At 34.2% G+C, this 14389-nt stretch carries 15 protein-coding genes; 14 read left to right on the top strand and 1 reads right to left on the bottom strand.

Features of this window, described 5'->3' with window-relative positions; translation table 11 throughout:
• Positions 1–6: 6 nt before the first annotated feature.
• Positions 7–591 (top strand): TlpA family protein disulfide reductase, encoded by a 585-nt coding sequence (locus CHB72_RS27220; protein ID WP_330396981.1) that lies wholly within the window; start codon positions 7–9, stop codon positions 589–591.
• A gap of 50 nt (positions 592–641) precedes the next feature.
• On the opposite strand, the gene CHB72_RS05055 is transcribed toward CHB72_RS27220, so the two are convergent.
• Positions 642–896, bottom strand: a complete 255-nt coding sequence (locus tag CHB72_RS05055) for a DUF1657 domain-containing protein (RefSeq protein ID WP_089281765.1) — start codon at positions 894–896, stop codon at positions 642–644.
• A 229-nt stretch (positions 897–1125) separates the two neighbouring features.
• Here CHB72_RS05055 and CHB72_RS05050 point away from each other — a divergent pair, with 229 nt between their 5' ends.
• The 13 genes from CHB72_RS05050 (at position 1126) to CHB72_RS04990 (ending at position 14293) form a co-directional block, all read left to right on the top strand.
• The gene (locus tag CHB72_RS05050; protein WP_089281764.1) at positions 1126–1359 is read left to right on the top strand and encodes a hypothetical protein; all 234 of its coding nucleotides are present in this window, start codon (positions 1126–1128) and stop codon (positions 1357–1359) included.
• 206 nt (positions 1360–1565) lie between these two features.
• On the top strand, positions 1566–1787 hold the full coding sequence (locus CHB72_RS05045) for an alpha/beta-type small acid-soluble spore protein (RefSeq protein ID WP_089281763.1): 222 nt from the start codon (positions 1566–1568) through the stop codon (positions 1785–1787).
• A gap of 253 nt (positions 1788–2040) precedes the next feature.
• Entirely contained in the window at positions 2041–3147 is a 1107-nt protein-coding gene (gene rodA, locus CHB72_RS05040; protein WP_176431206.1) for a rod shape-determining protein RodA, read from the top strand.
• Between the two features lie 165 nt (positions 3148–3312).
• Entirely contained in the window at positions 3313–4647 is a 1335-nt protein-coding gene (mgtE, locus tag CHB72_RS05035) for a magnesium transporter (RefSeq protein WP_089281762.1), read from the top strand.
• A gap of 166 nt (positions 4648–4813) precedes the next feature.
• Complete coding sequence (gene sleB / locus CHB72_RS05030; RefSeq protein ID WP_089281761.1) at positions 4814–5497, top strand: spore cortex-lytic enzyme; 684 nt, start codon at positions 4814–4816, stop codon at positions 5495–5497.
• Between the two features lie 15 nt (positions 5498–5512).
• The gene (gene ypeB / locus CHB72_RS05025; RefSeq protein ID WP_089281760.1) at positions 5513–6859 is read left to right on the top strand and encodes a germination protein YpeB; all 1347 of its coding nucleotides are present in this window, start codon (positions 5513–5515) and stop codon (positions 6857–6859) included.
• A 158-nt stretch (positions 6860–7017) separates the two neighbouring features.
• Complete coding sequence (locus CHB72_RS05020) at positions 7018–7914, top strand: fumarylacetoacetate hydrolase family protein (protein ID WP_089281759.1); 897 nt, start codon at positions 7018–7020, stop codon at positions 7912–7914.
• 170 nt (positions 7915–8084) lie between these two features.
• Positions 8085–8456, top strand: a complete 372-nt coding sequence (locus CHB72_RS05015) for a zinc ribbon domain-containing protein (protein ID WP_089281758.1) — start codon at positions 8085–8087, stop codon at positions 8454–8456.
• A 115-nt stretch (positions 8457–8571) separates the two neighbouring features.
• Complete coding sequence (locus CHB72_RS05010) at positions 8572–9405, top strand: ATP-binding protein (RefSeq protein WP_089281757.1); 834 nt, start codon at positions 8572–8574, stop codon at positions 9403–9405.
• A gap of 108 nt (positions 9406–9513) precedes the next feature.
• Positions 9514–10863 carry a glucose-6-phosphate isomerase gene (locus CHB72_RS05005; protein ID WP_176431205.1) on the top strand — a complete coding sequence of 450 codons (1350 nt, stop codon included), beginning with the start codon at positions 9514–9516 and terminating at the stop codon, positions 10861–10863.
• 42 nt (positions 10864–10905) lie between these two features.
• A complete protein-coding gene (gene murI / locus CHB72_RS05000) occupies positions 10906–11727 on the top strand; it encodes a glutamate racemase (protein WP_089281755.1) in 822 nt (273 codons plus the stop codon).
• 65 nt (positions 11728–11792) lie between these two features.
• Positions 11793–13523: a sensor histidine kinase gene (locus CHB72_RS04995; RefSeq protein ID WP_242975035.1), complete on the top strand. Its 1731-nt coding sequence runs from the start codon at positions 11793–11795 to the stop codon at positions 13521–13523.
• The gene (locus CHB72_RS04990) at positions 13520–14293 is read left to right on the top strand and encodes a LytR/AlgR family response regulator transcription factor (protein WP_089281754.1); all 774 of its coding nucleotides are present in this window, start codon (positions 13520–13522) and stop codon (positions 14291–14293) included. Before CHB72_RS04995 ends, CHB72_RS04990 begins: the two co-directional genes overlap by 4 nt.
• The last annotated feature ends 96 nt before the right edge of the window (positions 14294–14389 follow it).

The raw sequence follows: 14389 nt of genomic DNA, 5'->3' as shown, positions 1-14389 counted from the left end.
ATAAAGATGAAAAAAATATTACTTATCATAGGATTTATATTGATCATAATTACTGGTTTAGGATTGTTGACAATTAAGATGCTTTATAATAACGGAGAAGAACTAACTGGGAACATAGCTGTGGTAAAGGAAGATGGAGAGAAAAAAGCAAGTGAAGAAGCTTCAAATGGAGAAGAAACAGTAGGTATTGCAATTGGTAATATTGCACCTGATTTCACACTAGAAAACATAAATGGACAACAGGAAAGCTTAGAGGATTATAGGGGAAAAAATATTGTTTTAAATTTTTTTAGAACCACATGACCTCCCTGTAGAGCGGAAATGCCGCACCTTGATGAGTTTCATCAAGCCAATGAAAGCAATGATTTTGTTGTAATTGCTGTGAGTGCTATGGAGGATATGAATACAGTAAAACAATATATAGAAAAAGAAGGATATAGCTTTCCTGGTTTAGTAGATAAAGATGCTGCTATAGCTTATCAATATCAGGTAAGGTATACTCCAACAACTTATCTTATTAATAAGGAAGGAACAATTGTTGATGTGCTGATTGGACCTTTAGACTTTAGTGCGCTAAAAGAAAAGTTTTAAAGGCAAAATAAAAGGAAGATTTACTTTGAAAGTTAATCTTCCTTTTATTTTTATTGCAGCTTATTTTGCTGTTGATTATTTTGTGGTTGCATTCCCATAGCTTCTTGTAAATACTGAGGCTCTTCACTATTTACAAAATCTACTCGAGATTGCAACATTTGAACTGTATTTTCTAAGTTTGTAGATAACTGATTAAACATTTGCTGCGCCTGTTGATTTTCAGTATCCATAGAAAAGGTTTTTAAATCTGCCTGTAAGCTTTTTGCACTGTTCAAGGCTTGCTCTAGCTTATTAACGGTTGTCATTTGGTTTATACCTCCATTTTTAGTTAATTAAATAACCAAAGCATATCCTGCTTCTCATATTATATTATTAACAATAGATCAATAATTAATTATTGAAAAATAAGGTAAAGATATATATCACAAATAAAAGAAAAGTAAAAAAACTTTTATTAACTATCACATCTTCTAGGAAAATACATAATATAGAATAAGAACTGGATTAACAAATCTTTATAAAGGAGTGAATATAATGAGCGAAACTAATAAAAACGATGTATTAGGAAATATTTTTGGAGGCACTGGGAGCGATAATGTATTAAGTAACTTTTTTGGTGGTTTTTTTCGCGGGAAAAATACTATCATAATTATTATACTACTCTTTCTATTGATTGGACAAAAAGGCTTGTTTTGTAAATTTGACGAAAACTTAATTTTGGTATTCGTAGTAGTTATTCTTCTATTTGGCGGTTCATTTAAATTCTAAATACTTATCTTAAATAGGAATAGGAGATACTTCTAAAATAGGTACTTGTTATTTAAGTACTTATTTTTTATGCAATGAAAAATATTCCATATCTTTTAAAAATAGGTTTTTATTCTATATATTACAATGAGTAAAAGCATTTATAATACAGATAATATTATTGTAGCTAAACACTACAAATAACATTTAAGGAAGGAGGACAGATCATGGCAACTAATAATAACAATACAGGTAGAAACCAATTAGTAGTTCCAGAAGCACGTCAGGCATTGAATCAAATGAAAACTGAGATCGCCAATGAACTAGGTCTAACTAACTATGAAGCAACAGATAAAGGTAACTTAACAGCTAGACAAAACGGTTATGTTGGTGGATATATGGTTAAAAGATTAATCGAAACAGCTGAAAGAAATATGAGTGGTAGATAATAAACTTTATGTTTACTGTAAAATAAAAACAACAAAAGCGGAGCCTTTGCTCCGCTTTTGTTGTTTTCAAAAAATATAGGTTGAAAAAGGATAATCATTAGAGTAAACTAGTTATGTAATCCTTATATATAAATGAGTATATATATTTTTGTTTTGTTCTTGCATAAAAGATAATATAAACCTTTTATATGGAAATAAAAAAGGTTTATTACCATATATTTTTGGCGAATCTACTATAGAGGATGAATGAATAATGAAAATGGAGAATAAATTAATAAAGAAAATTAATTATGGTTTAATAGCAGTAGTTTTGATGATATGTATTATAGGGGTCGTTATGATTGGCAGTGCTACTTATAGTTTAGGGTATGAAAGATTTATTAGAACTCAAGTAGCTTCTATTGTTATGGGGTTTATTGCAATTATTCTTATATTATTTATCGATTATAATACTTTAGCAAAATTATATATACCTATTTATTTTTTTTCTAACTTATTATTGGTGACAGTTCTATTATTTGGTACAGGAATGGAACGGTGGGGTGCAAACCGATGGATTCGAATAGGAGGACACCAATTCCAACCCTCTGATTTCGCAAAAATTGGTATCATTATTTGCCTAGCCAAGATTATTGATGATCACAAGGATTCATTGTATAAATTATCTACTCTAGGAAAAATATTGGCCTTTGCAGGCGTACCCATAGTTTTGATTTCATTGCAACCTGACTTAGGAACAACTATGGCTTTTACTTTCTTCACCTTTGGCATGATTTTTGTGGCAGGATTAAAGTATAAGCACATTATGATTACAGGCGTTTTGGGGACCATAAGTATCCCTTTGGCATGGATCGGTTTTTTGAAGGGTTATCAAAAGGATCGGATTTTGACATTTCTAAATCCAGATCTTGACCCTATGGGGAAGGGATATCATGCTATACAATCTAGATTGGCCGTTGGGAATGGTATGGTTTTTGGTAAAGGCTTGTTTAGAGGTACTCAAAGTCAATTTGGATTTTTACCAGAAAAACAAACAGACTTTATCTTTTCTGTGCTAGCTGAAGAGTTAGGATTTATAGGAGTTACTGTATTGATTATATTGTATGGAATTATGCTGGTTAAATGTATAAATATAGCAAGAGATGCTAAAGATGATTTTGGTGCGTATATTGTAATAGGTGTTGCTTTTATGTTGGCTTTTCATATCTTTGCCAACATAGGAATGACGATAGGTCTTATGCCTGTTACTGGGAAGCCCTTACCTTTTGTAAGCTACGGAGGAACCTTCATGCTTTCCAATATGATGGCTTTAGGCTTAGTATTGAATGTAAACATGAGGAGAGATAAAATTAATTTTTGATAGCATAGCTATTTTATAGGAATAATTTTAAGGAGGTGGTGGAAATGGATTCAATTCCCGAGGGGAGTCATAAGACTTTGATTAATACAATCATAATCATTATTGGGGGAGAATCTTCCACCACTTTTGGTGGATCTCCTTCTCTAAATTAGGAGAGGTGAGAGAATGTATGAAAGAATTTTAGAACTAATCGAAGAAAAAAAATTTGTACTGCTCAAAGAAGAACTAAAGGAGATGCGGGCAGCCGATGTGGCAGAAGCCTTTGATGAATTAGATAAGAAAAACAGTATTATTCTGTTTCGTTTTTTAGCAAAGGATGCAGCTGCAGATATTTTTTCCCATTTATCGACACAGCAGAGAAAAGATATTGTTAGTGCTATGCATGAAACTCAGTTAAATGAAATCATGGAAGAATTGTATTTTGACGATATGATTGACTTTTTAGAAGAGATGCCTGCTAATTTTATTAAAAGAATTCTAGCTTCTGCCTCAGAAGAAGAAAGGAAACTAATTAACCAATTTTTAAAGTATCCCGAAAACTCTGCCGGTAGCTTGATGACGATTGAATATGTGGACTTAAAAAAAGAAATGACAGTCAAACAGGCTTTGGAGCATATTAAGAAAACAGGTGTCGATAAGGAGACGATTTATACCTGTTATGTATTAAATGATAAAAGAAAACTGGAGGGACTGGTATCTCTAAGAAAGCTGGTATTATTTGATGATGATTTATTTATTTCTGAGGTGATGACGGAGGATTTTATTGCTACTAAGACATTAGATGATCAAGAGGAGATTGCCAGCATCTTCAAAAAGTATGATTTGTTAACGCTACCAGTTGTAGATAAGGAAGATAGATTGGTTGGAATTATTACTATTGATGATATTATAGATGTTATTGATCAGGAAACTACCGAAGACTTTCAAAGGATGGCGGCTATGGAACCAAGTGAAGAGGAGTATCTCCGTTCTGGAATATTTTCCTTAGCCAGAAGAAGAATTCCTTGGCTATTACTATTGATGGTTTCGGCTACTTTTACAGAAGGAATTATTGGCCGCTTTGAAGATGTTTTACAGGCAGTAGCTATTCTAGCTGCCTCTATTCCAATGCTGATGGACACGGCGGGTAATGCTGGTTCCCAATCCTCTACGCTAATCATTAGGGGAATTGCTTTAGGAGAAATAGAATTGGAGGATTATTTGAAGGTCTTCAAGAGAGAGTTAAGGGTAAGTATGGTGGTAGGAGTCGTCTTAGGATCAGTAAACTTTCTTAGAATGCTAATCTTTTCCTCAGCTCCATTAAACATTGCTATTACTGTATCAGTTACATTGGTAATGACAGTGATGATGGCAAAGATTATTGGCGGCACCCTGCCGATTGCTGCTAAAAAGATGAAGCTAGACCCTGCTATTATGGCAGGACCTATGATCACGACAATAGTAGATGCCTTGGCATTGATTGTATACTTTACAATAGCTACTTCAATGCTAGGCTTATAAAATTGTGCTACAATTCAGAGAAAGTTTTTACTCTCACTGAATTATAGCCCAATTTATTTCAAGGATAAAGACGATCTTTTGATCGGCTTTTTTCTTTTTTGGATAATTTATGGTGCTTCAGATAAAAATAATATTACTTCAATGAAAATAACAAAGGAGGTAAATAATGAAGAGAAAAATTTCGATTCTCTTAATCTTAATAGTATCCATTTTATTTATAGGTGCTTTAGTTTATGAAAATATTTATGCACAAAATCTTGCTTGGGGTTCAAGTGGAGCAGAGGTAACAGAACTACAAAACCGTTTAAGTCGTTGGGGATATTATGATGGGCCAATAAGTGGCACCTATGGGCCTCAAACCTATGAAGCAGTAAGACTTTTTCAACAAAGAAATGGATTGACAGTAGACGGAGTAGTAGGTCCCCAAACAAGGGCAGCCCTAGGTATGCCTACAACAGCTGCGGCTCCTACGGCTCCTGTCAGTAGAGGCGTCTCAAGAAGTGATGATGTACAAATGTTGGCAAGAGCTATTCACGCAGAATCTAAGGGTGAGCCCTATGAAGGGCAGGTTGCAGTAGGAGCAGTTATCCTAAACCGTGTGAGAAGTGCTAATTTTCCCAATACTATTGCAGGCGTAGTTTATCAACCCTGTGCCTTTGAGCCAGTGAAAAGAGGCGCTATTAATGAGACACCTGGAGATTCCGCCCATAGAGCTGCAAGAGATGCTCTAAATGGATGGGACCCAACTGGCGGGGCTCTCTACTTTTGGAATCCTGCAACTGCCACCAGTAGATGGATATGGACAAGAACCGTAACATTACGAATAGGAAGGCACGTATTTGGCAATTAAGAAAGGAGTGATAGGATGAAGAGATATATACTACCTATAGTATTAGCAGTAGCTCTTATAGCCACTGGAGTTTGGGGCTACTATCAGTACAATGAGAGAAATGATTATCATACATATTTAGATATACAATTTCAAAGACAGTTCTATGATTTGATAGGCCATGTAGAAAATGCTCAAGTGGATTTAGCAAAGGCTATGGTTTCTGGAGCTAGTAAAGATATGATTAAACATTTAAATGACACAGTTTTCCAAGCTTACATGGCACAGGAAAAGCTTACACAATTGCCCTTTGAGCATGGAACGATTCGCACTACAGAAAGATTTTTAAATCAACTTGGAGATTATAGTACCGCCATGGTAAATAAAAGCTTAGAGGGGATTGTACTAGACGAGGAGGAAATGGGTACACTTAGTGAACTTCATAGTTATGCAAATATGTTATCACAACAGTTAATTGAACTACAGCAGGACATTACAACAGGTGGTGTAAACTTTGGAGATTTAAGAAGAGAAGGAAATAGAGACTTAGGGCAATTAAATGATAGGATGGAAAAATTTAATTTGATTAACTTTCAAGAAAGAGTACAGGATTATCCAGAGCTAATCTATGATGGACCCTTTTCAGAGCATTTAACGGATATTAAACCTAGGTTAGAAGGGGAAGCAATTAATGAGAAGAAAGCCTTAGAAATTATAAGAAATAACTTTAGCGAAGAAAAAATAAGGGACATCGAGGTGGTTGGAGAGATAGAGAACACACCTATACCTGCCTATTATGTACGAGGAACTAGAAATGGAAACGATGGACAAGAGGTTTCCTTTGCCATCAGTAAAACAGGAGGCAGAATTCTTTGGCACCTCAATCCTAGAGAGATTGGTGAAAGTAGATTAGGTTTAGAAGAAGCTATAAAACAGGCGGAAGAGTTTTTAGAAAATAAAGGTTATGAGAATATGACTTCTACTTATACAACCACCTATGAAGGACAAAGTGTTATTAACTTTGCCTATGAGGAAAATGATATCATTGTGTATCCTGACTTAATTAAAGTAAAAGTAGCATTAGACAATGGAGATATTGTTGGTTTGGAAACTGAAGGATTTTTGATCAACCATCATGAAAGAAACATTGAGAAACCTGAAATATCAGAGGAAGAGGCAAGAGAGAGATTGTCTAGTGGAGTTGAAGTAGAGAAAGCAAGATTGGCTATTATACCAACAGCCGGCAAAAAGGAAATATTGTGTTACGAGTTTAAAGTGAAATATGGTAGTGACAATTACCTCGTTTATATTGATGCTAATGACGGTCAACAAAGGCAAGTACTGTTAATGGTAGAACAAGAGGATGGTACTTTAATAATGTAACAAAGTATTCCTTTTGGTTGCAAGAATTTTTAGTAAATTACACTTGAAGTTAAGATTAAGTTCATGTAAAATTAATTTAATTCATAATTAACAATGAAGATGTAGGATGCAAATTATAAGAAGATTTGCATCTTACATCTTTAGATAAGGGGGAAAAAATGTATTTTGCAACTTATTTAGAAGATGGCAAAGAAAAAGTGGGGATTTTGACTAACGATAGCAATAAAATCATAGCACTAACTAGTATTTTGGGAGATAATACTCCGAAAACTCTAGTGGATTTTATTGCTGATTGCAATGAAGAAACTTTAAATAAAGTTAAAGGTTTTATAGAGAACAATGAAGAGTCTATAGAAGAGGCGGTAGGGCTTGATACTGTAAAGATATGTGCACCGATTCCACAACCAAAACGAAATGTAATTTGTCTAGGCTTGAATTATAAAGATCATGTAGAGGAGTCAAAACGCACCTTAGGAAAACAAATACAAATGCCAGAGGCACCTGTTTATTTTGGAAAAATGGCATCTGATATTATTGGTCCTATGGATGATGTAAATAGTCATGCTGGTATAACTACGGAGATAGATTATGAAGTAGAGTTAGCTGTCATCATTGGTAAGGAAGGTATTAACATACCAATCAATGAAGTAGAAGATTATATATTTGGCTATTCAATTTTGAATGATTTGTCAGCTAGGGATTTACAAAAGAAGCATGCCCAGTGGATCAAAGGAAAGAGCCTAGATACCTTTACGGCTATGGGGCCTTACATAGTACACAAAAGTCAATTACCAATGCCTGTTCATTTAAATCTTTCCTGTAAGGTAAATGATGAAATTAGACAAAATTCTAATACAAACAACTTAATTTTTGATATTCCTTATATTATTAGTAACTTATCTAAGGGAATGACCTTAAAAGCAGGAGATATTATTGCCACTGGAACACCTGCTGGAGTAGGGATGGGCTTTAATCCTCCTAAGTATCTAAAATCGGGAGATGTAGTTACCTGCAGTATTGAAAAAATAGGAGAATTAGTCAATAAAATAAAGTAAAATAAAAGCGACGATCTTCGTCGCTTTTGTTTTGTTAATGTGAAGCTTTAACTTTAACAATAAAACATTGGAAAAAAGAGAAGAATTAGTTAAAGTAAATGTTGAACTTTAAGTTGCAAATATAGATATTTTGAATAAAAATATAATAAAGGGTGTAAGGAGGGGGGCCCATGAGTTTTACCAATAAATTATCAAAGGCTATTTCTCAGTCAATGAATGAAATCAGTAAAAAATCATCAGAAATCATTGAAGTAAATAAGATGAACTTGAGTATTAATAAAAGGGAAAAGGAAATTCAAGAACTATATGAAGAATTAGGACGACATGTATATGAGCATTTACAGGGGGGGAATTATATTAATAAATTAGATCTGGAAAGCTATATCAGTAGAATAGAGTTTTTAAAAAGAGACATTGAGACATTGGAAAAGCTTGTACTAAGCATCCAAAAAATTAAGCATTGTCCCAGATGTGAAGTAGAATTTAATGAAGATATTTCCTACTGTCCCTTATGTGGCAAATATATTAAGGATTTACAATGAACTCGTTTCATAAAATAGTGATGGAATTCACAGGATTTTGTGAGAATCGTCACATACTACATTGCTTGCCTGTAGTAAAATCAACTTAAGATAATCATTGAAGGAGAGGATCAAAATGGCATTAAGAAAAATAATCGAAATTAATGAAGAAAAATGCGATGGTTGTGGTTTATGTGTTCCGAACTGTGCTGAAGGTGCAATTCAGATTATTGATGGAAAAGCAAAGTTGGTTAGTGATATCTACTGTGACGGATTAGGGGCATGTTTAGGACATTGTCCGCAGGATGCTCTAAAAATTATTGAGAGAGAAGCGGATGAATTTGATGAGGAAGCAGTGGAGGAACTGCTAAACAGTCAAGGAAAAACCTTTAAGCCTGCTGATACAATTCAGCATAATCATCATGAAGATCATGATTGTGGATGCTCTAGCAAAGAGATAAAAACAGCAACACCTCTCGTGACTAGAGAGCACCATCAGCATGGACATGGAGGCGGTTGTCCTGGCAGTAGAATAATGAAGTTTAATGAAGAGGATACCACTACAGAAGCAGTTGTAAGTAGTGGAGATATCGAAGTGAAAATTAAACCTCAATTAAAGCAATGGCCGGTACAGCTAAAGCTAATACCTGTTCAAGCACCGTATTTTGAAAATGCTGATTTATTGGTAACGGCTGATTGTGTACCATTTGCTTATCCTAATTACCATCTAGATCTTTTAAAAGGAAAAGTAGTGGTGGTTGGTTGTCCTAAGCTTGATGATGTTGAGTTTTATACAAGTAAATTAACTGAAATCATTGAAGCAAATAATTTGAAATCTATTACAGTAGCCTATATGGAAGTACCTTGCTGTCAAGGGATTGTAAGGGCAGTAGACCAAGCTGCAGCTAGAGCTAATAAAGGCCTGAAAATAAACAAAGTAAAAATCGGTATTAGAGGAGAAAGACTATAAAACAGGAAAATCCTACATTAATCTTATATTGATGTAGGATTTTTTCTATTTTTTGTTATAATATAAATATTATAGTAAAGAAATTATAAATATCTAGGAGGGGTTATTGTGGGAAAAATTACTTTTGATTATTCAAAAGCATTGGATTTTGTTGGCAAGCATGAATTGATCTCGCTGAAAAGTATGGTTGAAACAGCCCATAAAATGCTACATGAACAAACTGGGGCAGGTAGTGATTTTTTAGGTTGGTTAGATTTACCTATCCATTATAATAAAGAAGAATTTAGCAGAATCAAAGCTGCAGCTAAAAAAATTCAACAGGATTCTGATGTTCTGATTGTTGTGGGGATTGGTGGTTCTTATTTAGGAACTAGAGCTGCTTTAGAGATGTTAAACCATAGCTTTCATAATATATTATCAAAGGATAAACGAAAAGGACCTGAGATTTATTTCGCTGGACATAATATGAGTGCTAGATATCTACAGGACTTGCTAGAGATTATAGAAGGAAAGGATATTTCACTAAATGTCATTTCAAAGTCTGGAACTACAACTGAACCAGCAGTTGCCTTTAGAGTAATGAAGGAATATATGGAGAAAAAATATGGACCAGAAGGTGCTAAGAATAGAATTTATGCTACAACCGATAAAGAAAAAGGTGCTCTGAAAACAATGGCAACCGATGAAGGCTATGAAACCTTTGTGATTCCTGATGATGTAGGAGGAAGATATTCTGTATTAACTGCTGTAGGCTTATTACCTATTGCAGCAGCAGGAATAGATATAGAGGCTATGATGAAGGGAGCTAAAGAAGCCTATGAAGATTTAAGCAATCCTCATTTAGAAGAAAATGATTGCTATCAATACGCGGCTGTTAGAAATATTCTCTATAACAAAGGGAAAACTATTGAAATACTCGTTAATTATGAACCATCTCTATTCTACGTTGGGGAATGGTGGAAACAGTTATTTGGGGAGAGTGAAGGAAAGGATTTCAAAGGGGTTTTTCCAGCTTCTGTAAGCTTTTCAACTGACCTGCATTCTATGGGACAGTATATTCAGGAGGGTAGAAGGAATATTTTTGAGACAGTTTTACATATAGAAAATATAGAAGAAAAAATTAGGATCCAAAAGCAAGAAAAAGATTTAGATGGATTAAACTATTTAACAGAGAAAACAGTAGATGATATAAACAAAAATGTTTTTGAAGCTACTTTATTAGCTCATAATGATGGTGGGGTACCTAACTTAATCGTTAGTATTCCAAAGATTAGTCCTTATTATTTTGGTTACTTAGTGTACTTTTTTGAAAAGGCTTGTGGTATCAGTGGCTATCTATTGGGTGTAAATCCATTTGATCAACCAGGGGTAGAGGCTTACAAAAAGAACATGTTTGCTTTATTAGGAAAGTCTGGTTATGAAAAAGAGAAAGAAGAAATGTTAAAACGACTGAAGTAAGTTAAAAGCATTTTCATTTTAAAATGGCAGGTGATGTTAAAAATGGAACCAGATCGTAATTTAGCTATAGGAGTTTTTGATTCTGGGATAGGAGGCATTAGTGTTTTGGCGGAGTTAATCGCCTATTTACCCACGGAAAAATATGTATACTATGGAGATTCTAAAAATGCTCCCTATGGAATAAGGTCTACAGAAGAAGTTAAGGAGTTATCCTTTAATGTGGTAAATATTTTATTAGAAGAAGGAATCAAGGGACTAGTAGTAGCATGCAATACTGCCACCAGTGGAGTCGGAGAGGATATAAGAAATACTTTAGATATTCCTATTGTTGGTATGGAACCAGCTTTAAAGCCAGCAGTTGGATTAAATAAAAAGGGTAAAATTATTGTTATGGCGACGCCTGTTACATTAAGGGAAAAGAAATTTAATAAGCTAGTTGAATGCTTTGACGGTCAGGCAGAGATTATTAAGCTGCCTTGTCCAGGATTGGTTGAAATTATCGAGAAAACTGGAGGAAAAAGCCAAGAAGTTCAGCGATATCTTATAGAATTATTTTCTCCTTTCGACATGAAGGAGGTAGCGGTTATCGTGTTGGGATGTACCCATTATATTTTTATCAAGGAGGATATTATAAAACTAGCAGGGAATACAGTGGATTTAATTGATGGAAATAGAGGGACAGCGAAGCAATTGAAAAGATTGTTGCAGCAACATCATTTGTTGAATAAAGAAGTTAATCAGCAGCCTACTGAAGTCCTCCTAATGAATTCGGATGATTCGAAGGAAACCTTAATTTTATGCAAGAATCTGCTGGAAGAGCAACTGGATTTTTTAGGCTGGAAGGGAAGTTTAAAGTACATTTAATAGAGCTCTATAAGGCTTACTGATAAAAAATATGCTATAATAAACCTATGAAAGTAGGTGGTAAAATGATTTTGATTATAGCTGAAATGATGCTGTCGTTATTAAATAAATTGGGGATTATCATCATATTAGCTGTTATTATCTCCAAGGTGGGTATTTTTAGAAAGCTTATTATTAAGAAAAACATCACCCTCCTAGATAAAATAATATTATCTGTAATTTTTGGTTTGATTGGTATTATGGGAACCTATTCCAGTGTACCTATTAATGGGGCTCTTGCCAATACTAGAGCCGTTGGAGTAATGGTGGGAGCTTTATTAGGTGGACCAATGGTAGGGCTTTTGGCAGGTCTGATTGCAGGAGGACACCGCTATCTAATTGATATTGGAGGGTTCACCGCCTTTGCCTGTGGGGTTTCTACTATTGTTGAAGGCTTGATTGGAGGCTATGCCCATTACTATATCAAAAATAGAAAAAATAAATGGGAAGCCGCCTTTATCATTGGTATCGTAGCAGAAATTGTACAAATGATAATCATTTTAATGATTGCTAGGCCATTTGGCAATGCTTTAGAGCTAGTAAAGATTATTTTATTTCCTATGGTAGTAGTGAATTCATTTGGTATAGCCATATTTATAGGTATTATAGAAAATATCTATGCAGAATATGATAGAATAGCAGCTAGTCAAGCGGAAAAGACCCTTAAAATTGCAAATTTGACATTGCCTTTTTTTAGACAAGGGCTAAATCACGAGGTAGCACAAAAGGTAGTTGATATAATTTACGACTTTGTAGATGTGGCAGCTGTAACGATTACTAACTGTAATGAAATCTTAGCCCATAAGGGTCTTGGAGAAGATCATCATATTCAAGGACGTGGTTTGCAAACGGAGGCTACAAGAGAAGTAATAGAAACAGAAAAGTATAAACTTATTCATAAAAAAGAAGATATAGGATGTAATCGCCTTGATTGCCAATTGAGATCTGCTGTCATAGTTCCTTTAAAGGAAAGGGATAGGATTGTAGGTACATTAAAGCTCTATAAAAAAGAAGAAAACAGTATTACTCCAATAGACATTCAATTGGCTTTAGGATTAGCGCAGCTTTTCTCTACCCAGATTGAGCTAAGTAGAGTGGATGAACAGAAAAAGCTAATTACAGAGGCAGAATTAAAATCATTACAGGCCCAGATTAACCCGCACTTTTTATTTAATGCTATTAATACAGTCGTTTCCTTTATTCAAGTGGATACAACGAAGGCAAAACAACTGCTAATATCTTTAGCAGACCTCTTTAGAAAGAGTTTAAGCAATAATCAAGATATGGTGGACATGGATGTAGAGCTGAAGCATATAGCCTCTTATTTAGAAATAGAAAAGGCAAGGTTTGGCGATAAGCTTCAAGTTAAATATGACTTAGAGGATCATCTTACCTGTAAGCTTCCTCCATTAATTTTGCAGCCAATTGTTGAAAATGCAGTAGTACATGGAATTTTACCTCGAAAAAATGGTGGTTTGGTTACAATACGCTGTAAAAAAGAAGAAAATAATATATTATTAGAAGTAATTGATGATGGAGTAGGTATTGAAGCTGGTCAATTGAACAGTCTCATGCACCAAACAACCAGTGGTAATTCTGTAGGTTTAAATAATGTAAATAAAAGATTAATCAATCTATATGGAGAGGAATATAGACTTCAAATCCATAGTATTTATAGCGAGGGGACCAGTGTATTAATAAAAATTCCATGTGTTGAGGGTCGCTATTCCTGTGAAGTGAAGGAGGGAGTGGCATGACTTATACTGTAATTATTGTTGATGATGAGATGCCGGCTAGACTAAATTTGATTGAATTACTAAGTCGCCATTCTAGCTTTGATGTCATAGGGCAGGCCTCAGATGGGGAAGATGCAATACAATTATGTACTGAAAAGTTAGCCGATGTAGTTTTTTTGGATATTAAACTACGTGACATGACGGGGTTTGATATAGCATCCAAATTAATAAATTTACCTAAGGTGCCTAAAATTGTCTTTGTGACCGCCTATAATAAATATGCTATCGATGCTTTTGAATATTCTGCTGTTGATTATTTGTTGAAACCAGTTGACGAGAGTCGTTTTAATAAAACAATGCAAAAACTAAAAAATGATTTAAAATCTTCTCCACAGGAAACATTAAATCAAGTACAGAATTTATTGGAAAGACATTTATCAATAGAACACAAAACCCAAAAAATCACTTTAGAAAAGGACGATAAGCTATATGTACTGTGCTTAAAAGATATTATTTTTATTGAAACAGAGGACAGAAATACAAAAGTAGTTAGTAAAAGAGGAAAATTTATGACGACTATTTCTATTGGAGAATGGGAGGAACGTTTAACGAGATTTGGCTTTTTTAGGCCCCATAGAAGCTTTCTTATTAATCTAGATGAAATCGATGAGGTGTTTCTTTGGTTCAATAATAGCCTTCAAATAAAAATGCGAGGGTGTGAGAGTAAAAGCATCCCCATTAGTAGGAATAAAGTAAAAGAATTTAAAGAGTTAGTGGGATTAGAGTCTTAATAGGATAAAATAGTATAAAAATTTTGCATAGAAGAATGGATAAAGCATGACCCAGATTTCCATACTAATAATGAATATGATAAAAGGGAGTGTGTG

It is taken from the genome of Anaerovirgula multivorans, from assembly GCF_900188145.1.
Taxonomy (GTDB): domain Bacteria; phylum Bacillota; class Clostridia; order Peptostreptococcales; family Natronincolaceae; genus Anaerovirgula; species Anaerovirgula multivorans.
Note: the sequence above shows the minus strand (reverse complement) of the source record. Positions and strands in the feature narration are given on the sequence as shown.